The organism is Paenibacillus sp. CCS19 (assembly GCF_033239625.1).
Lineage (GTDB): Bacteria > Bacillota > Bacilli > Paenibacillales > Paenibacillaceae > Paenibacillus_T.
In genome coordinates this window covers 271,517-291,588 of record NZ_BTCK01000001.1, presented here as the reverse complement: position 1 = coordinate 291,588, position 20,072 = coordinate 271,517, and the positions used below count along the sequence as shown (strand labels likewise).

Below are 20,072 nucleotides of genomic sequence, written 5' to 3'. Positions count from 1 at the left end.
TGTTAAGGAGGATCATGATGCCCTTCCCAAGCAATGCGCAGTATGTCCCGGTTACATTAAACGGTGCACCCGTGTCCGACCCCGTCCGAGATGTTTCGCCCGACCAGACGGACATCGTAGGCAGCTCTGCTTTTCCAGCCGCGTATTATGGGTACGATGGAACGAATATTTACTTCCGTATTCGGTTGAACGCTGATCCTCGTTTCAAGACTGGATTCACCAATTTTGCCTGGGGCGTTCTATTCGATACGGACGGTAATTCCTCCACTTACGAATGGGTGCTAGCTGTCAACGGATTGAACAATTCCGTGGATCTCATCCAGAACACGGCTAAAATTCCGAATAGCTTTAACGACCAAGCCGAAGGAACGGATGGCAAAGGAACGCCGAACTTTACGCAACCGATCGTAAACTATGATATTGCTCGGGCTGCCCTTACAGGTGACGGCTCCGCGTTCGGAGGAGGAACGAATTACTTTCTAGATTTTTTCATCCCCCGTGCAACGCTCTTCCCTCTGCTCGGCATAACAGACCAAACCGTGCTCCGATTCTTGTTCTTCACTTCAACCAACAACAACAACTTCAACAAAGACTTCATCGGAACGGGTCAAACGCTAAGTGCGGCATTCAGTGATCCGCTCACTGTTGCGGGCGGAGATGTTAGAGCTAATCTATCGGTTACGCAAAACGTTGACGGCGCTCCGCTCACGCTGGTTGCCGGTCAATCTAGTACGATTAATGGAACCATTACCGTTACCAATACTGGCCGCGGCAGCGCCTCCGCCATCTTCATCAATGCGCTGTTTCAGTTCAATAAACTTCAATCGTTGCAGATCGTTTCCGCTTCGGCCGGTTCTGCCGTAACCAGCTTAACGGGTGCTGCAATGACATGGAACATTGGCACATTAGCACCTGGTTCAAGCGCCTCATTGCGATATACAGCACAAGGAACATTCCTTCCATCGTCGTCCGGAACGATTGACATTAAATCGACCAAAGCGATAGACCTATTCACCGGTCAGCCTATTACAGCTCCACAAAGCACGGCCGCTGCCAGCATTATATCGACTGGCGGGGTAAGCGGGACAATCATTGACAAATCGACAGGCCTCCCACTGACAGGTGTTACCGTTCAATCGACAAGCCTGCCTTCAGGTATTCCGAACGGATATGCCGTCAGCGGCATAGGCGGTGTTTATTCCATTACCGGTCTGCCTACGGGGAACGTTCAGCTTCAATTTTCTCTGCCGAATTATCAGACGTTAATGGTTAGCGCAGCGACATCATCCAACACGGTAACAACGGTCAATGTTATTCTGATGCCGCAACCCGCTTCTGTTCAGGGTTCGATCACAAGTCAGGCTGACGGAAGCCCAGTAGCCGGAGCGGCCATCCATATAACGGATTCCGTCGGAACGCTGATCGCCCAGACATCAACCAATGCAGCAGGTCAATATGCTGCAGCCAATCTGCTGCCGAATTACTACCGGATCAGTATAGCCGCGCCTAATTACCAACAGCAGGATCTGCCGCTTACGTTAGCCGCCGGTGAGGTCCAGGTCGTCAATGCAGCGCTAGCCAGCAGTCCCGGTGCAGTCACTGGCACAGTAACAGCTGCATCTGGCGTGCGGATCGCAGGCGCGAAGGTTGAAGTGCTGGATAATCGCAACAATGTGCTTGCGACTATATTCACAGACGCACTAGGCGTGTTCCGAGATAACAGTCTTGCACCGAACCTTAACGATCGGCTGCGCGTCACGGACCCTGGATTTGTCACGCAGGTGATCGGGTTTCAAGTCGCCGCCGGTCAGACGACAACGGTTAATTTGGTTTTATCGCCAGAGGCGGGCAGTATTAGCGGGATCATAGCCGATGCAGAATCAGGCGAACCGCTTGCGGGAGCTAGCATTCGCGTCGTGAATGCGGAAGGAATTACGCTGCAGACTGCTGTTAGCGGCGCTGAAGGCACTTATGTGGTAACTTCACTTGCACCAGGAGGCTACACCGTCAATTTCTTAGAAGAAGGTTACGCTGCAGAAACAGTAGGCGCCATCGTGACTTCAGGTGTTTCAACGCCTATTCATGTAACGCTGGAGAAACTCGCCGGCGCATTATCTGGCAAGGTAACCGACTTGAATGGTCTCCCTCTTCCTGATGTCGTGATTCGAGCTTATCGGAACAATATCATCATTGCACGCGTCTCAACGACGGAAGACGGAACCTACACGATTGGCAACCTTGCGCCTGACGTCTATACGGTTTCCGCTCGGACCGATGGCTTCGGTGGCGATACAGTCGGGGCAATCATCGAATCGTCTGTTACAACAACGATTAATTTCAAGCTCGTGCCAGACCCGGGAATGATCGTTGGCACGATTACCGACGGATCAGGAAATCCGATAGTGGGCGCGGCAGTCGCTGTTCAAAATAACGTTGACGGCGGGCCTGTCCTGCTTACACGGATTCTCTCGGAGACGAACGGTGCCTATATTATTGCGAGCCTTGCTCCAGGCAACTATATCGTCAACGTATCTGCAGCTAATTTTCAAAATCAATACGCAAGCGCACGCGTCCAATCGGATGCGCAGACGCTGCTTAATTTTACACTGTTGCCTAACCCCGGCTTCATCCGCGGGGCCGTAGTGGATAACCAAGGTAATCCGATTGTAGGAGCAGGCATTCAAATTCGCGTCACCAGCGCAAACGGAATAACGGTGTTCAGCTTATTCACGGACCCGATTGGACAATTTCAAACGAGCAGCCTGACACCAGGCATCTACACGATATTCGCATCCGCAGATAACTTCCAGACAGCTTCCGCTACAGTCGATGTGCCGCAAGGAGCTGCTGCACAGCTCAGACTCGTACTTAATCCGGTGCCTGGGTCGATTCAAGGAACCGTATCGGACATTATCGCGGGAACTGGTCTTCCTGGGGCCGTGCTGAACATCATGGACCAGAACAACTTCTTGATTGGCATTACCATTACGGACAGCAACGGACGCTTCGATGCGACGGGTATCGCACCTGGCAACTATACGATTGTCGCGCAAACGACCGGCTATCAGAGCAATACGTTCGGCGTCATTGTGAATGCTAACGCAATCTCGCCAGCCTCAATTCCGCTTACGCCGAATCCGGGATCGATTATCGGCTTATTAAGACCGCCGCTTGGCGGCGCAGTTGTACAGTTAAGCAATCTGAATAACATTCAGGTCGCAACGACGGTATCGGAGCCCGACGGCAGCTTCTCCTTCAGTACCGTTCAAGAAGGCTCTTACCTCCTCACAGCCGTAGCTGCCGGGTACTCTTCCGGCGTTATAGGGGCCAATATTATTCCTGGCGGCGTTGATCAAGTTGTGGTCGATCTTACGCCGAATCCAGGTTCCGTCGCAGGAGCCGTGATCGATACGGCTGGCAATCCGATTCCGGAAGCAGCTGTAAAAATCGTGAACGGCAATGAATCCATTCGAGGAGTCGGCCAGGCGCAAGCGGACGGCAGCTACATTATCGGCAATCTGCCGCCAGGCACACTGACGGCTATCGCTTCCGCACCAGGCTTCAGCAGCATCGTACGAGGCATAAATCTGAATCCCGGGGAGCTTGTGTCCAGCCTCAACTATGCGCTCACGCCAGACCCCGGCAATGTGAATGGTCAAATAACGGATGCGGTCACAGGGGAACCCATTGGCGGTGCCGATGTAGAGATTCGCCTATTAGGCGCTTCTGGTTTGTCTGTGACATCCGTCTCGGCCAGCATGTTCGGCAACTATCAGATTTCAGGTCTGCAGCCTGGACCGTATCTCGTCATAACCCGCGCGGCAGGCTATTCCACAGGAACCGTCGGCGCAATCGTCGTCAGCGATCAGAGCACGATTGCCTCTATCGCTCTGACTCCAGCATTCGGAAGTCTAGTGGGGACAATCGGAGATTCTTCCGGAAATCCTATCTCGTCCGTCAATACACAGCTCAGATTATTCTCGCAAGAAGGGCTCTTGATCAATACGTTCTTCGCAGGCATCGATGGTACATTCTTCGGCGGCAATCTGCAGCCCGGCGAATATACGTTGAATGTATCGTCGCCTGGATTCGAGAGCGAGACGATCGGCGTCTTCATAAGGGCCGGGTTCAGTACGACCCTAACGATCAAGCTGACTGTATCGGTTGCATCGGTTTCTGGCAGCGTCATTGACGGTTCAACCGGCTCAGGCGTTTCAGGCGCAATTATCAATATTAACGATGTGTATGGACACCCGATTATTCCAACATTCTCAGACGAGAAGGGCGATTTCACGCTAAGCGGAATTCCGCTCGGCAACTTAATCGTTACGGCGTCATACCCCGGATTTGGATCCGATTCAGTCGCTATTGTCACAACAGCAGGACAGTCTGTTCAAGCTCAGCTTACCTTAACGCCTAATCCTGGCAATGTGTTCGGATTTGTGAGCGACTCTTCCAATGGTGCCGATCTATCTGGTGCAACGGTACGTATATATGACGGCGTTAGCGGTGCATTAATCGCGACAGTCGTTACGGACAATAGCGGCATCTTTACGTATCCGAATCTTCCCGCCGGAGCTTATACAGCAAGCGCAGCTGCGTTCGGTTATGCATCCGAGCTTGGCGGGTTCTCGATCGTATCCGGCGAGACCACGCGATTCAGCTTTGCACTCGACAGGCTTCCAGGCAGGATCAGCGGCATTGTAACGGCTAATTCGAATGTCGGCGGTATACAAGGCGCACTCATTGTTCTGCGTCAATACAACAATTTTGGCCCGGTCGTCTCATCGATCTTGACGGATTCGAACGGACAATATGATCTGGGAGAGATCGCAGCGGCCAACTATGTCGTGACTGCCTCCCATGTCGGATTTGTCTCACTCCAGACATCCGCTTCTGTTCTGCCAGGTCAAGGATCGACCGTTAATTTCTCGCTTGCGGCAACGCCATTATCCGTAAGCGGTACGGTAACCGATGCCGGAACCGGGTCACCTCTTCCTGGCAGCGCAATCTCGATTGTCGATGATAATGGGGTTATCGTCGGCAATGGCGTAACGAACAATAAGGGACAATATACCGTTATAAGCGTACCTTCAGGCAATCTGACCGTTATCGCAAGCGATCCCAATCATCAGAGCGGCAACAACTTCGTCATGCAGCCTGTTCAACAGACGAATCTACCTTCCAATCAGACGGCGGATCTCTCATTAAACAACGACCCATCAGCAATTGAGGGAACCGTCATTGACGATGTGGTCGGTTCTCCGGTTTCGGGTGCGATCGTAACCGTGCTTGATCCAGTGAACAATACACCTCTGGGAAGTACAATAACGGACGGTTCGGGCAGTTATCAGATTGGCGGCCTCGCCCCAGGCACCTCGTATACCGTGACCGTTACTTCACCTGATTTCGGATCTGTTGCGAACGCTGCCCAAGCAGGAGCTGCGGCAGGTAGTTCTACACGGACTGATCTGGCTCTTAGCTCGACATTCGGAACATTGACGGGATCGATTCGTGACGCGGAAGGCAGACCGCTTAATTATGCTTTAGCCGAGATTCGGACAGAAGATCGTCTGCTCGTAAGAAGCATCATAAGCAATGCAGCTGGCCGTTACACCATTAGTAACATAGCAGCGGGCAATCCGCCTGCCCAGTTTTCTTTTCCAGGGAAGCAGACGGTCATCGTTAAGCCACTAATTGCCGACCAACAGACGACCGTATTGGACATCATCCTCCTTGATGAGGAAGAAGAATAACGTGACAATCACATGATGGTAGCACTAGGGAGCAATTCTGCTGTGGCAGGTTGCTCCCTGCTTCCATATGGGCTGAGCAGACGCTTACGACACCTCATGACTAGTTCTGATGATTGTTCAAGCGTGCACTCTCTTCTTCGATCCTAGCCGTATCAATCCGCTCGAACAACAGCTTCACAGATCCAATCTCCCGGACCGCTTCAACTGATACAACCTTCCATGCAGGCTGATCCAGCGACAGCAGTTGCCGCACTTTATCGCTCGAGAACGGGATGAACGGCTGAAGAAGATTCGCAAGATTCGCAATAATCTGGACACAGGTGAACAACGTATTCCCGCAGGCTGCGGAATCATTCTTCGCGGTCACCCAAGGCCGCTCTTCGTCAAAATATTTGTTCGCCAGCCGCACATAAGCGAAGATCGTATCCAACGCTTCCTTCAACCGCGCCTCTTCGATCAGCTTGCCTGCTTGATCATAGCAGTCCTGCAGATGACTGAGCCATGGCTCGGCAAGCTCGCCATCCGGCACGCGACTATCGAACGACTTGGCTATGAAAGCGAGCGTTCGGTTCACGAAATTCCCGTATGCCCCTAACAGTTCGCCGTTATGGCTGTGTATGAATTCCCGCCATGAGAAATCTGCATCCTTCTTCTCCGGACCGTTGGCGATCAAGAAGTATCGGATTGAATCCGGCTCATAACGGCTTAGTAGATCCGGCACCCAGACTGCCCAGTTTCGGCTGGTCGAGAACTTCTGTCCTTCAAGCGTCAGATGCTCGCAAGACACGATCCGATCCGGTAGATGATAGCCGCCCGAGCCAAGCAGTATCGCTGGCCATATAAGGGTATGGAACGGAATGTTGTCCTTGCCATGTACGTAGTAAGCTGTAATCGGCCCCGCTTCAGCATCTTCGATCCAGAATGGTTCCCAGCGTTTTCCTTGTTCGGCCGCCCATTGCTGACTCGCCGATAGATACCCGCTTACCGCCTCAATCCAGACGTATATTTTCTTCCCTTCGAAGCCTTCGATCGGTACGTCTACGCCCCAAGTCAAATCCCTCGTCACCGCGCGGTCCTGCAGCCCTTCCTTCAGGTAGCGGCTGGTCAAATGTATCGCATTGTCTCTCCAGCCCTCAGCCTTCGCAGTCGACACATAACTCTCCAGTGCCTCTTGGAACTTGGACAGCGCGATGTAATAATGGTCCGTCGGTCTCTCTGTCGGCGGGTTGCCGCACAGCTTGCACGTCCGGTCGCTCAAATCCGAAGGATCAAGCAGCGTAGAGCAATAGTCGCATTGATCGCCTCTCGCTCGCTTGCCGCACACTGGACATGTGCCTTCCACGTATCGATCGGGAAGAAATCGCTCATCCGTCTCGCAGTACGTTTGTTGAACCGTTCGGGTGAATAGATGTCCTTTCTCGAGAAGCTTCAAGAACAACTGCTGTACAACTTCATGGTGAAAAGGCTGATCGGTTCTCGTGTAATTGTCATACGTAAAGCCAAGCTGAGCGAAGCAATCCAAGAACTCCTGATGATATCGGCTCGCAAACTCACTCGGCGCAATCCCTTCCTGCGCTGCTTGCACCGCAACGGGCGTGCCATGACAGTCGCTTCCTGACACATATAATACTTGATCGCCTCGCGCACGGTGATACCGTGCCAGCACATCGCCTGGCAGCAGGCTCGCCAGCCTGCCCAGATGCAGGGAACCGTTGGCGTACGGCCAAGCGCCGCCAATGAATACGCTAGTCGTCATTCAACATGACCTCCTTGTGATAGAAAACGCAAAAAAGCCCTCATCCCAATAGGGACGAGAGCTGTGCTCACGCGGTACCACCCACATTCATCAATGCCTTGCGGCATTCACCTCATCAGGTACGCCGTACGCAGGACACGTCGCGGTTATACCCTAGCACGTTAACGGGTGCGGGTTCCGGCGCAGCCTACACCCCGTCAATAGAGTTCGATGCGCAGCTCAGAGACCATATTCCCGCTCGTATTCTTTACCCCTTCTCAGCACCCGGGGCTCTCTGTTAAAGACGTCTTAGCGGTACTCTTTCTCTTCATCGCTTTTAGCAATAATAGAATTTACTGGATATCTTACGCAATGAATGCTATTAAGTCAACCCGGATTTTTCTAAAGGCGATCCTATCATTCTCAATTAAGATGCTTCGTACAGTTGTACAATTCGCATTTCCACTCATTATTCGTATGCGTTAGGATCGTCAACGCGGTATTGCCAATGATCGTCTTCGAGAAGCGTTGCGGCAACAAATGCTGTAAGGTGATTCCAATAAATGCACCATGACTTACGAGTAGAATTCGTTGATCCGCATGCTGCTCAACCATATGCTCTAGAAAAGCGATTCCTCGCTTAGCAACATTGTGACGTTGTTCCATTCCGAGATCCAGTTCACGATATTGAGCACCCCAACGAGCGATACGTTCTTCCTCGGTTGTGCCATCCATGAGTCCCCAATCGATTTCTCGAACACGTACATCCGTGAACACCGAAACTACGCCTAACGACTGCCGTACGAATTCCGCTGTTTGCCTCGCGCGAATCAGATCGCTCGAGTATAAGTGGTCCCACTCTCCGTGTGCAAACCGTTTCGCTAATGCCTCCGCCTGCTTCTTGCCATCCTCGTTTAACGGAATATCCGCTATCCCCTGTGCCTTGCCCAGACGATTCCACTCCGTAACCCCATGGCGGATCAGTCCGATCGTGGTTGCCATTTCTTCCCCTCCATACGCCCATCAACCGAAGAACAAATCTAGGATGTTCGATGCTGCAGACGATTTCTTATTGTAAAATTCGGAATAACCGCAATTGGTACAGTACACGACGACAAATTGATTATGCTGGACGTCAAACATTTTGGAAAGTCCGGTGCCGGTCATCGCGACCTCTTTGGTCTTGGCTTCCTTGCCTCCGCATTTGACGCATCCTTTGTCACTCATCGTACATTCCCCTTTCTATGTGGGCTGACCGATTCAAACACTCTTCCTATTTTATGGGCTTCCAACTACCCATTATTCGTATCTGTGAGATGTTGCAATCAGCGGAACCATTCGCGGAGCCGGATCCAAGCAAATAGACCTGATGTGACGAACACCAGGTCTATCGTTCGCTGACAATTATGTTACGATGCTCATGCGATGCGCATTTGCATCCCACCGAACTTCAATCCCAAGCGATTGCAGCAGCTCATATGGAATGGTAATGCTGCCTGCTGAACTGCCGATGCTGCTCTCCAGCTCCAGCGGCTGGCCGTTCAAATCGACCGTTACTTCTCCACCATTCCGATGAATCGTAACGACCGACTTTCCACGCGAGAGCGATATGGTGCCGTCACTTGCAGCCGAGAACCGAACGCCCAGATCGCCGGCAAGCAGCTTGATCGGCACCTGTACAGACGCACCAGCCTCATACGCCGGTACGATGGTATTGACCAGCTTGCCGTTTAATACAATATCGACGCCTGACAGGAGCTGCGCTGGTTTATAGACCATCCCGCCTTCTGCGGATGTCGGGCTGCCGGTCTCGAACCATTTGTTGGCGCCCCAGCCCCATACATGTCCTTGCTTATCGAGCGCAAGCTGATGATAGCCGCCGCGGCTTATCCCCGACACAACTGGCAGTCCATTCACCTTAACCAGCTTCCCGTTCACGACGTTGTACACCGTACCGCTGTCCGTCAGCAGCAGGTTCGAGCTGAAACTGCGCGCTCGCACTGAAGTGAACGCGCGGGTCGGCTTTGCCGCATACGCAATCGCAAGCTTCGATGATACCGTCACCTTCCAGCTCCACATACCGCCGTTAGCATCCACTGCATATCCCGTATCCCAGATCGAAGATACTTGCTTAATATGCGCTAACCCTTGCAGCTTCCATGGCTTGCTAGTGACAACATTGCGCTTATCGTCCAGCTTCGAATACCATGCGTATACGCTGCCGTCCTTCACGATCGCATAGTTGACCATGCCCTGCGTCGAGATTGCCGTCACGTTCCCAAGACCTGCAATCGTCACATGTTTCACAGCGGATGTATCATCAGCACCAAGCCGTGCCCAAGAGACTACGGTTCCGTTCTTCAACAAGGCGCTCGCTATTCCACCTTGAGAGGAAACCGCAGCAGCACCCGAGATTCCCTGTACTCTTCTAGGCAGAATCGACTGCCGATACACCAGCGGGTCTCTTCCCCATTCCCAGACCGTGCCGTCCGATTGGACGCCTAGCTGGTAGCCATCCTGGCCATCTACCGAAATATTCGTTATGTTAGACAACTCCGGCAGACGCAGCGGATACGGGAAGCTTGTAATCGTTGCCTTCTTCTCGATGCCCAATTCGCCCCACAGATTGCGTCCCCATGTCCAGACCGTTCCATCACTGCGAAGACCTACAGAGTAGTACGTGCCAGCTTTCACCTGCTTGTAAGTTTGATTCAATATGGGAGCAGTCGTACTGTTCTCGGCTGCTGCAGCCGAGCTTGTTGGTTGAGCTATTGCATACAACATCGTACTTAGGATCAGTACAAGCAGCACGAATGCGCGGCGTGACCGATCGACTTGAACTAGATGAATGATACACACTCCCTCTCCTTCGTTTATCTGCTCAAGTAGACGAATGCTAGAATAATAAGGTTGCATCTTGCACCGCCAACGCTAATGCCATCGCCTTCGTTGCTTAGTTGTCTTCCTAATAAACGAAAAGACTGCCCATCACTTAAAGTGAATGAAGCAGTCTCCTATATCTCTAACCTTTTTCCTAAAATGACGCTATCGCGTTCTCTATTGGTTCAGCTGTTCCCGCCATCTGTACTTCGGCTCCCAGCCAAGCAGCTGCTTCGCCAAGCTGTTGTTCAACAGCGTCTCGAATCCCTCGAGCGGTGCGCGGAAATCGGTGACTTCCGGATATCGTGCAGCCATCAGATCGCGGCTCTTCACGTTCATGCTCGTCTCATCCGATGCCAGATTGATCGCAACGGAGCCAAGACCATCTGTCTCGATTGCAAGTCGGCATGCCTCTGCCGCATCGCGCGTGTCGATGTAGCTCCACAGAATCCGATCACGCTCCTCCGGCTTATCGATGAACGAAGGGAATCGCTCATACCATTCCGGCGGAATGACGTTGCCAAGCCGCAGCGATACGACTTGCATGCCTGTCCGGCGGTTGAACATGTCCGCAGTAGCTTCATTCACAACCTTCGACAATCCGTAGCTGTCTTCCGGCAGCTGCGGATGCGATTCATCCATTGGTACGTAAGTTGGACCAAGCGGATTCACAGCAAAGCAGATCCCATAGGAGGATTCGCTCGACGCGATGACCGCCTTGCGAATGCCAAGACCAGCGGCAGCTTCCAATACATTGTATGTCGACATGACATTGTTGCGGAATGTTACTTCCGGAGGCACCATGCCTGCTCTTGGAATCGCCGCCATGTGCACGACCGCATCCGCTCCTGCGAGCGCGCCATACGTTTGTCCTAGATCCTGTAGATCCACAATTAGCGTCGGACACAGTTCTTCATCAGGAAGACGCGTATCTACGTTCAGCACCTCATATCCCTGCTCTACAAAATGCCGGACAACCCAGCGTCCAAGCATTCCGCTCCCGCCCGTTACAACGACTTTCTTCGCCATGCTGCTCTCTCCTTTGTCCATTCGTGCTGTCTATCGTGTTATTATGCGAGAATCTCTTCAATCAGAGTCAATACGTCTTCGCTAAGAACAATGCCCGATGCCTTCGCGTTCTCCGTCACTTGCTCGGGGCGGCTTGCGCCGACCAGTGCGCTGGCTACATTGTTCTGACGAAGGATCCATGCAAGCGCCAGGTTGCCGACCGAAATTTCAAGTTCTGCCGCTACGCCTTCAAGCTGACGAACCTTGGCAATCTTCTCTTCCGAAATTCCTTTGCGAACCCAATCCAGTCGTGCAGCACGGCTGTCTGCCGGAATATCCGACGCGGAGCTGTATTTGCCCGTCAACAGACCTTGCGCAAGCGGCGAGAAGACGACTTGTCCAATTCCGGCACGTTCGCCGAGCGGAATGACTTCCTTCTCGATATAACGCTCGAACATATTGTAGATTGGCTGATTGACGACGATACGATCCATCAGCTTGCGATCTGCGATACCGACCGCTTCTGCCATCTGGGACGCCTGCCATTCGCTGACGCCGACATAAAGCACTTTGCCTTGACGAACGAGATCGTCGAGCGCGCGCAGCGTCTCTTCCAGCGGCGTTTCTTTGTCATAACGGTGGCAGTAATACACGTCGATGTAATCGAGGCCAAGCCGCTGCAAGCTCGCATTCGCCTGCTCCGTAATATGTTTGCGCGAGAGTCCGCGGTCATTCGGTCCGTCGCCCATCTGGCCGAACACTTTCGTTGCCAACACATAAGATTCGCGTGGATATTGGCGAAGCACTTCGCCTACTACCGTCTCCGCTTCGCCACGTTCATAAACATTGGCTGTATCAAAAAAGTTAATGCCCAGCTCGTAAGCCGTCTTAATCGCATTCACTGCATTCTCACGTTCTACATAACCGCCATATGTAAGCCAGCTGCCCAAGCTGATTTCGCTAACCTTCAGTCCTGTGCCGCCTAATCTCCGATAGTTCATTGTCGTATTCCTCCCATAGAACGATAATGTGAATCGTCAAACACTCTGTCAAACACTCTTATTCTAGAATAGAAAGCTGACGATTGTAAGAACTGAAATTATGTTCATTAGGGGATGTGGAGGGTAGCAGCTATACTTCAGTATAGTCTGTCCAATCGTACGATACCGTTACGTATTCCGAAGCTGGACGCTTGAAGAACACTTGAATATCACTTCTCGGACAAACAAAAAAACTGCCGAGCCCAGAGCTCGACAGCTTATTCATGTGCGATAACTTAACGTGATACGTCGACCAGCCGTTTGCGATCCAGCATCACTTTAATATCGCGGACCATCTGAATGGAAGCTTCAATCTCAACCTTGCGAGTCGATACGCTCTCGACGCTGCAGCCGATCGGAATGCCCTTCTCCAGACCGAATTCGAACAATTCTTCGAAGATCTTCGTCGTCAATTGAATCGATTTGTCCAATACATCGGAAGAGTACTTCAATTCATTCTCGAGCCAGCGCGGAATGCTGATGCCGAGCCACTTCATGAACTCCAACGTCTTCGTCGAACCGCATGGTGCGAGGTTGAACAGAATCGGCACCATCTCAAGCTCGTTCTCCGTGCAGTGATGATAGTAATCGGACAAGAAGTTTTTCGAAGCTTCGACATTGTAGGTCGCCTGCGAGATGAAGTAGTCACACCCCTGCTTGACCTTGTTCACCACGCGTATATGCTCGTCATTCTTCACCATATGGCGTTCTGGAATAATAACGCCGCCGAACGACAAATTCTCGTTATGCTGCTTGCTGATCCGGTAGGCATCGGCAAGCTCCAGCTTCACCGCTTGCTGGCTGGACGATGCGCCGACGTATACCGTATAACGCTGCTGGTCTGCATCCTTCTGCACCCATTGCGTTAGTTCATTCTCTGAATATTTGCCGACGCAGCGGTAAATAATCTTAGGAACCTCCAGCGTATGAAGGTATTGTTTGCTGTACAGCTCCGGATCAAGCATTGTCGTGTACGGGAACGGACGCTCTTGATCGATACGATCCGCTTCCTCCTGCACGTCATACAGAATCAATGCGTCTATATCAAGACCTTTCAGTCGTTCGATCTGCTTCTGTGCAATCTCCGCAATCTTCTCCGCCTGATTGTCTTCTTTCGGCGGTGTCATGCCATACGTCAAAATGCCGGATTGCTTGTTCAATATCATATCCTTCAGCATCTCTTCACATCCTTACCCCATAATCGCGCGTATATCAAACTATGATCCTATTATTTATTTAGTATATTATACACGATACGAGTTGGATGAGCCCGTTTTTTCTTTAACGCGATAAAATGCAGCCTAAATTTCGATTCTATTCGGATTTCGCAAATCATATGACCTGCTTAGCAGGAACAGAAAACGACCGCCTATAAGCAGGCGGCCGTTCGTTCGCATCGATTATTCCCAGTTGACGTTGTGATAAACCTGTTGAACATCTTCGAGGTCTTCGAGCGCATTGATCAGCTTCTCGAACGCAGGAATCGATTCTTCCGGAAGATCGACATCGTTCTGTGCCAACATCGTAATCTCAGCTACGACGAACTCAGAGATCCCCGCAGCCTTCAGCGCTTCCTGTACGGCGTTGAATTGATCTGGTTCTGCATAGACCATGATCGTCTCATCTTCTTCAACGACATCGCGCACATCAACGTCTGCTTCAATCATAATCTCCATTACTTCATCGAGCGATTTGCCTTCAACGCCGATAACTGCCGTCTGATCGAACATGTAAGCGACAGAGCCGCTTACGCCCATGTTGCCGCCGCTCTTATTGAATGCAGCGCGGACTGCTGGCGCTGTACGGTTCACGTTGTTCGTCAGCGCGTCAACGATGATCATCGAGCCGGAAGGACCGAAGCCTTCATAACGAAGCTCTTCGTAAAGCTCGTCCGAGCTGCCTTTGGCTTTCTCAATAGCACGGTCGATAATGGCACGAGGTACGTTATACGTCTTCGCACGCTCCAGAACGACCTTCAGCGCGCCGTTCGATTCAGGGTTTGGTTCGCCCTTCTTCGCAGCTACATAAATTTCGAGACCGAACTTTGCATAAATTCGGCTTGTATTAGCGTCTGATTTTGCTTTCTTCTCTTTGATATTATTCCACTTACGACCCATGCTGATCCCACTTTCTTCAATGTTCTTGAATCAAATATAAGACTTTATAAGTTTCATGACTATATGTAGGCTTATATTTCTCCGGAATGAAACCTGCTTCGCCGTTCCAAGGCGATAGTCGTTTCACCTTGTATTATAACGAAAGTTGCTAACGATGGACAAGCTATCCTTTCGTCAACGTTAGCTCGCATCAGTGAATCGGCTGCGCCATTCGCGCTGCGATTCGCTGTGCGGTCTGTTCCCCATTGGCTACGCAATCTGGAATGCCGACTCCATAATAAGAGCAGCCGGCGAGCAGTATGCCCGGATACTGTTCCTCCATTCCCTTCTCCAGCTCGGCGACGAGCTGAGGATGACGAATATGATAATTCGGCATCGTATTGTCCCACTTCGTCACCGTCCAGTGAAGCGGCTCTGCTTCAATTCCTGTTGCGCGCATCACATCCTGACGCGCCACTTGCAGCAGCTCCTCCTCAGGCTGATTGATCAGCTTGGCATAAACGGAACCGGAACTCTTATAGAACAGCCGCATTAGCAGCTGTTTAGATGACGATGTATGTGCCCATTTGCGGCTAGTCCATGTGCAGGCGTCGCAGCGAAGCTCGCTGTCATCTGCCGTGATGAAGCCAGTGCCATCCTTCGGCAGATGATCATCGGAAACATCGAATGCGATATAAATGCTGATGAGCGAGCTGTTGCGCAGTTGGTTGAAGCTCTCATTAAGCTTCTGGCTATGGAGCATCGATTGTGCGGCTGCACTTAATGTACTTAACACAACATAGTCCGCATCGATCGTCTCACTGCTATCCGAGAGCGTAATGCGATATTGTCCTTGTTCGGAATCCGGGGACAACCGATCGATACTTGTCACCTTCGTGCTTTTGCGGAACTCGACAGCACCGGCGAGACGCTCCTCCATGCGATCAATGATCGTGGAGAGTCCGTCTCGGAACGAGTAGAACTTCTTGTTTCCGCCGCTCTGGAACTTGGCGCGGTTCGCATCCAGCCCTTGAATGATGCTGCCATGCTCGTTCTTGTAATCAAGCAGGTAAGGCATGGTCGATGCCAGCGTAAGCTCATATAAATCTCCGGAATAGACGCCTGATAGCACAGGCGCAATCTGCTTCTCTACGAGCTCCTTGCCAAGAAACGCCTCGAGAAAATGACCAATCGAGTCCTGCTTCGTGAAGCGCTCATTCGGTGTATATAAGTCTTTCAACGCCTCGACTTTGCCTTCCGCGGATACGAGCGTGCTCGTCGCCAGCGATTGTACGGACATCGGGATGCCGAATATCGCGTCCTGCGGAATCAGCTTCAGCTCTCCATCGGCGAATAGGTACGATTTGCCGGTTTCGTTGTAGACGATGTCGCCCTGGAGCTCGAGCTCTTCGAGCAGCGGAGCCATGTTCGTCTTACGAGCAACGATCGAATCCGCCCCGCTCTCCATGATGTAACCGTCGCGATGCACCGTTCTTATTTTGCCGCCCAGCTGTTCACTCGCCTCGACAAGTACGATCCGTGCTGCTGTTCCGTCCTGTTTCAATTGCTTATTCAAATAATAGGCTGTGGACAGCCCTGTAATGCCGCCGCCAACGATGACGATTGTCTTCACTGCAACCACCTCGAATGCTAATTCAATTAAAACTATCATAGCAGTTCAGGCGTCCATTCGACAAATGAACCAATTGTTACAATTGTACATGACAAGATGATGCTTTTATTCACTTATGATCCATTCGGAACACGAACACATCCGGTGAAGTCGGCTGCTCGCTGCCGCCAACGGGCTCGACGGTCAGAACGATATGCTTAACATGGTCCAGCACTTGGCCTTTCAGATACAAATGCGCGCGATCCGCTTCATCCTGCTGCAACAGACCAAGACTTGCATGACCTTGTTCGTCTACCGCCCAGGCCTGCACCTCCTGTCCTTCGCTGGACAACAGCCCTTCAAGCAGCACTAACATCTCTAACGAACTGTCGTTATACCAAAGATATCCTTCGCCTAGCTGTTTGTTATAGGGATGAATCTCATAGCTGGCCGTACGCGGATCGTCCATAAACGATATTGCATTGGGCTCGTAATGTGCGACAAACCGGGCTCGCTTGTCTTCGGGCTGTTGACTCTCGAGCTGCATAATACTCCAAACGCACAACAGCAATAGAATGCCTGCAGCTATCCCTGCCGCCCATTTGCCCTTCGTATAGACGCTGTTCCGCAGCCGATGCCGGATTCCTCTTGCTTGAACCTGTCGGCGCAAACGTTTGTATACCTCGTTCGATGGCATTGTTCGTTCCGATTGCGCCACCGATGGCGACGGATTCACTTGCATGAGCGAAGCCCACAGTTCGACGGTCTCACGGCACTTGTGACAAGCATTCCAATGCAACTGCATCGCATCATGCTCTTCTGGCTGTTTGGAGCCAAGCATCCAATCGATCCAATCTTGTTCCCGGTACATGCGTTTGCAAGAATGCTCTTCCGTATGTAAGTTATTCATCGTCGTACCTCCTTCGCACCATGATCCGGCTCTCTCGCCCAGCCTCGTTTTTCCATTTGTTTGCGCAAATTGTTCAGTCCATAGCGGACCCAAGATTTTACCGTTCCGAGCGGCACATTCCACGACTCAGACATTTGACGCTGCGTCTGTTCGCTGTAGTAACTGCTTACAATCGCTTGCATTTGTTCAGATGGCAGCTTCTCCAATGCGCCATGCAATTCCTGTTGCTCAAGCCGGTGGATGACCAACTCCTCTGTCATGTCTGAAGAGGTGATTCGAGCCTCTATTGCTTCGTCTGCATGCTGCCATCGATTGCGGGTCCGCATCCGGTCCAGACATCGGCTTCTCGTCATGACTGCAATCCATGCCGTGATTGAGCCCCTGCTCGGATCGTAACTGGCACCCCTGCGCAGCACCTCAAGGAATACGTCATGACATATATCCTCGGCCTCCATCCGATCTGCCAGCATTCGCGAAGCGATTTGCATGACAAGCGGCGCAAACTTCGAGTAGATCAGGTCGAACGCTTCCGTCGAACCTTCGCACATAGCGCGTAATGCCTTGCACAGGTCATCATCCTGACCGCTCATGCCGATCCACCTTCCTTCCATCCCGATTCCAATATGATCTATACAACGTTGTACCAAAAAACGATTCGTTCGAAAACAAAAAAATTTTTGCGCATGGGTAAATCCAAATCGTCTGCTGAACCGTACCGTCAATGAACGCTGCGCAAGAGCAGCACTATTCCATTACAATTCGGGAGGGATTTGCATGCTGCAAGCATGCCGCAAGTCAAGCTTAACAAGGATTGCCGCCACATTCGCAATCGGATTGGGGGTGATGTCTTCCACATGGGGAGCCGTACCTGTTCATGCAGCTGCCAATGTCGAGTTGTATACGCCATACCTGTCATTGTCCGCTCCGCCAGGAGACTCGATTTCTTATCAGATCGATCTAATCAATCATGGCAGTTCAACCGAAACCGTAGATCTCGGTTTTCAAGAGGTCGGTAACAATTGGAAATACGATTTGACTGCCGGCGGCCGCAACGTTAGCCGAATTGCTGTGAAAGCCGGCGAGACGGAAACGATCAATCTTGCACTCGATGTGCCGCTTGAAGTCAACAAAGGCGCCTACAACTTCCAAGTGAAGGCTGGAGGAGAGGTGCTTCCGATTACGGTTCAAGTATCGGAACAAGGCACTTTCCGATCCGACCTCTCTCTTGATCAACCGAATATGCAAGGACATGCCGATTCAACCTTCACGTACAGCGCAACGCTGCGTAATCGTACTGCCGATAAACAAACCTATGCACTAACTGCTCAAACGAAACCGGGTTGGGACATTACGTTCGTCGATGGCAGCACGAACGTAACAAGCGTAGAAGTGGAACCAAACGGTGAGAAGTCGGTGCAGATCAGCGTCAAACCGCCTGAGAACGTTGCCGCCGGCACGTACAAAATCCCCATCGCAGCATCGAACAACAGCACCTCTGCGAATGCAACGATCGAGGCGGCGATAACGGGTACATACGGTCTGAAGCTAAGCACGCCGAATGACCTGCTCAGTACGGATGTTACCGCTGGTGCGCAGCGCAAACTCGACCTGACCGTGACGAATACCGGCTCCTCCGAGATGAAAAATGTCAGCTTATCAGCCGATACGCCCTCCGGTTGGGAAGTGACGTTCTCCCCATCCAAGTTGGATGCGCTTGATGCCGGTGAAGTCTCCCATGTACAAGCAACAATTAAAGCAGATAAGAAAGCGCTCGCGGGCGATTATGTGGTTGGCATGACGGCATCATCACCTGAGAAGACGGCAAGCGCTGATTTCCGAGTTGCGGTGAAATCGTCGACGCTGTGGGGCTGGATCGGCATTCTCATCATCGTTGCGGTTGCAGGAGGTCTCTTCTTCCTGTTCCGCAAATTCGGGAGGCGTTAATCGTGGAGACAGCTATCCAAGAGGCGGTGCCAGTGACCAAACAGCCTGAGCCGATTATTGAGCTGAAGCGGTTGACGAAACATTACGACTCCCAGGTCGCCGTTAACGGATTAAATCTCACGATAGGCAGAGGCGAAGTGTTCGGTCTGCTAGGTCCGAACGGCGCCGGCAAGACGACGACCATACTGATGATGCTTGGACTAACGGAACCGACAAGCGGCAGCGCGCGAATTTGCGGACTGGATCCTATGCGTCAGGCTCTGCAAGTCAAACGGCGGGTCGGTTACATGCCCGATGACATTGGCTTCTATGAAGATCGTACAGCGATCGACAACTTGATGCTGACCGCCCGATTGAATCGAATTTCGAATGCTGAGGGATGGTCGCGTGCACAAGAGCTGCTTGATCTCGTCGGCCTGCGAGACGCGATCAACAAGAAGGTTGGCGCTTTCTCCCGAGGCATGCGGCAGCGTCTTGGCATCGCAGACGTGCTGATCAAGCGGCCAGAGGTTGTCATACTCGATGAGCCGACACTCGGGATTGACCCTGAAGGCGTGCGAGAGCTGCTTAAGCTGATTTCGGATCTGAGCCGTCAACAGAAGATTACCGTGCTCCTTTCGTCTCATCATCTTCATCAGGTACAGCAAATCTGCGATCGAGTCGGACTGTTCGTGCGCGGTGAGTTAATTGCATGCGGGGATATCGAATCATTGGCGAACCAGCTGGATGATGAGGGAACAGTCACGGTGGAGCTGGAAGCAGAAGGCTGGAACGAGGAACTGATTCGTAAACTAACGGACCACGGCGGTGTGATCACCTATCGAGGGCCACAGGTTGCTGATCTGGACAGCGGCGGTCCTGCGACAGCACCTGCCACGCTGGTCTGCAGCCGAGACCTGTCATCCGAAGTGGCGCTAGCGATTATTCAATCCGGAGCCCGGCTCAAGACAATAAGCCGCAAGCAATACGGGCTAGACGATATTTATCACCGCTATTTCGAAGGGGGTGAACGAGGTGAGCGAAACCGCAGCAAGTCCTAGCTTTCTAAGGCGAATATTCTCGGACGGACAACAGCCGTTGCAGAAGGAAGC

At 51.9% G+C, this 20,072-nt stretch carries 14 protein-coding genes and 1 other annotated feature; of the genes, 3 read left to right on the top strand and 11 right to left on the bottom strand.

The features are described 5' to 3' along the window. Positions 1–14 precede the first annotated feature (14 nt). Positions 15–5,756, top strand: a complete 5,742-nt coding sequence (locus SBI19_RS01475; RefSeq protein ID WP_317964422.1) for a carboxypeptidase regulatory-like domain-containing protein — start codon at positions 15–17, stop codon at positions 5,754–5,756. 100 nt (positions 5,757–5,856) lie between these two features. Here SBI19_RS01475 and metG read toward each other — a convergent pair whose 3' ends face one another. The 11 genes from metG to SBI19_RS01420 form a co-directional block, all read right to left on the bottom strand. Continuing rightward, a complete protein-coding gene (metG, locus tag SBI19_RS01470; protein ID WP_317964421.1) occupies positions 5,857–7,512 on the bottom strand; it encodes a methionine--tRNA ligase in 1,656 nt (551 codons plus the stop codon). Positions 7,513–7,559: 47 nt separating this feature from the next. Then, positions 7,560–7,832: a binding site (T-box leader), on the bottom strand. An 82-nt stretch (positions 7,833–7,914) separates the two neighbouring features. Further along, a complete protein-coding gene (locus SBI19_RS01465) occupies positions 7,915–8,493 on the bottom strand; it encodes a histidine phosphatase family protein (protein ID WP_317964420.1) in 579 nt (192 codons plus the stop codon). Between the two features lie 21 nt (positions 8,494–8,514). Continuing rightward, on the bottom strand, positions 8,515–8,718 hold the full coding sequence (locus tag SBI19_RS01460; protein WP_317964419.1) for a zinc ribbon domain-containing protein: 204 nt from the start codon (positions 8,716–8,718) through the stop codon (positions 8,515–8,517). Between the two features lie 177 nt (positions 8,719–8,895). Then, complete coding sequence (locus SBI19_RS01455) at positions 8,896–10,350, bottom strand: RCC1 domain-containing protein (protein WP_317964418.1); 1,455 nt, start codon at positions 10,348–10,350, stop codon at positions 8,896–8,898. A gap of 198 nt (positions 10,351–10,548) precedes the next feature. Beyond that, positions 10,549–11,400, bottom strand: coding sequence for an NAD-dependent epimerase/dehydratase family protein (locus SBI19_RS01450; RefSeq protein WP_317964417.1), 852 nt, complete (start codon positions 11,398–11,400; stop codon positions 10,549–10,551). Between the two features lie 41 nt (positions 11,401–11,441). Continuing rightward, a complete protein-coding gene (locus SBI19_RS01445) occupies positions 11,442–12,380 on the bottom strand; it encodes an aldo/keto reductase family protein (protein WP_317964416.1) in 939 nt (312 codons plus the stop codon). Positions 12,381–12,655: 275 nt separating this feature from the next. Next, positions 12,656–13,597, bottom strand: a complete 942-nt coding sequence (locus tag SBI19_RS01440) for a methylenetetrahydrofolate reductase (protein ID WP_317964415.1) — start codon at positions 13,595–13,597, stop codon at positions 12,656–12,658. 222 nt (positions 13,598–13,819) lie between these two features. Then, on the bottom strand, positions 13,820–14,536 hold the full coding sequence (locus tag SBI19_RS01435; RefSeq protein ID WP_317964414.1) for a YebC/PmpR family DNA-binding transcriptional regulator: 717 nt from the start codon (positions 14,534–14,536) through the stop codon (positions 13,820–13,822). Positions 14,537–14,726: 190 nt separating this feature from the next. Beyond that, positions 14,727–16,148, bottom strand: coding sequence for a protoporphyrinogen oxidase (hemG, locus tag SBI19_RS01430; protein WP_317964413.1), 1,422 nt, complete (start codon positions 16,146–16,148; stop codon positions 14,727–14,729). A gap of 109 nt (positions 16,149–16,257) precedes the next feature. Beyond that, a complete protein-coding gene (locus SBI19_RS01425) occupies positions 16,258–17,037 on the bottom strand; it encodes an anti-sigma factor (protein ID WP_317964412.1) in 780 nt (259 codons plus the stop codon). After that, the gene (locus tag SBI19_RS01420) at positions 17,034–17,627 is read right to left on the bottom strand and encodes a sigma-70 family RNA polymerase sigma factor (protein ID WP_317964411.1); all 594 of its coding nucleotides are present in this window, start codon (positions 17,625–17,627) and stop codon (positions 17,034–17,036) included. Before SBI19_RS01420 ends, SBI19_RS01425 begins: the two co-directional genes overlap by 4 nt. 184 nt (positions 17,628–17,811) lie before the next feature. Here SBI19_RS01420 and SBI19_RS01415 point away from each other — a divergent pair, with 184 nt between their 5' ends. Continuing rightward, positions 17,812–18,981 (top strand): COG1470 family protein, encoded by a 1,170-nt coding sequence (locus SBI19_RS01415; RefSeq protein ID WP_317964410.1) that lies wholly within the window; start codon positions 17,812–17,814, stop codon positions 18,979–18,981. Between the two features lie 2 nt (positions 18,982–18,983). Then, positions 18,984–20,021: an ABC transporter ATP-binding protein gene (locus tag SBI19_RS01410; RefSeq protein WP_317964409.1), complete on the top strand. Its 1,038-nt coding sequence runs from the start codon at positions 18,984–18,986 to the stop codon at positions 20,019–20,021. The last annotated feature ends 51 nt before the right edge of the window (positions 20,022–20,072 follow it).

Excerpts from the sequence above, each read along its gene's own strand:
- SBI19_RS01475 (WP_317964422.1), top strand. The coding sequence starts at position 15 with ATGATGCCCTTCCCAAGCAATGCGCAGTATGTCCCGGTTACATTAAAC.
- SBI19_RS01425 (WP_317964412.1), bottom strand. The coding sequence starts at position 17,037 with ATGAATAACTTACATACGGAAGAGCATTCTTGCAAACGCATGTACCGG.
- SBI19_RS01440 (WP_317964415.1), bottom strand. The coding sequence starts at position 13,597 with ATGCTGAAGGATATGATATTGAACAAGCAATCCGGCATTTTGACGTAT.
- SBI19_RS01435 (WP_317964414.1), bottom strand. The coding sequence starts at position 14,536 with ATGGGTCGTAAGTGGAATAATATCAAAGAGAAGAAAGCAAAATCAGAC.
- SBI19_RS01415 (WP_317964410.1), top strand. The coding sequence starts at position 17,812 with ATGCTGCAAGCATGCCGCAAGTCAAGCTTAACAAGGATTGCCGCCACA.
- SBI19_RS01465 (WP_317964420.1), bottom strand. The coding sequence starts at position 8,493 with ATGGCAACCACGATCGGACTGATCCGCCATGGGGTTACGGAGTGGAAT.
- metG (WP_317964421.1), bottom strand. The coding sequence starts at position 7,512 with ATGACGACTAGCGTATTCATTGGCGGCGCTTGGCCGTACGCCAACGGT.
- SBI19_RS01420 (WP_317964411.1), bottom strand. The coding sequence starts at position 17,627 with ATGAGCGGTCAGGATGATGACCTGTGCAAGGCATTACGCGCTATGTGC.
- SBI19_RS01460 (WP_317964419.1), bottom strand. The coding sequence starts at position 8,718 with ATGAGTGACAAAGGATGCGTCAAATGCGGAGGCAAGGAAGCCAAGACC.
- SBI19_RS01445 (WP_317964416.1), bottom strand. The coding sequence starts at position 12,380 with ATGAACTATCGGAGATTAGGCGGCACAGGACTGAAGGTTAGCGAAATC.
- SBI19_RS01450 (WP_317964417.1), bottom strand. The coding sequence starts at position 11,400 with ATGGCGAAGAAAGTCGTTGTAACGGGCGGGAGCGGAATGCTTGGACGC.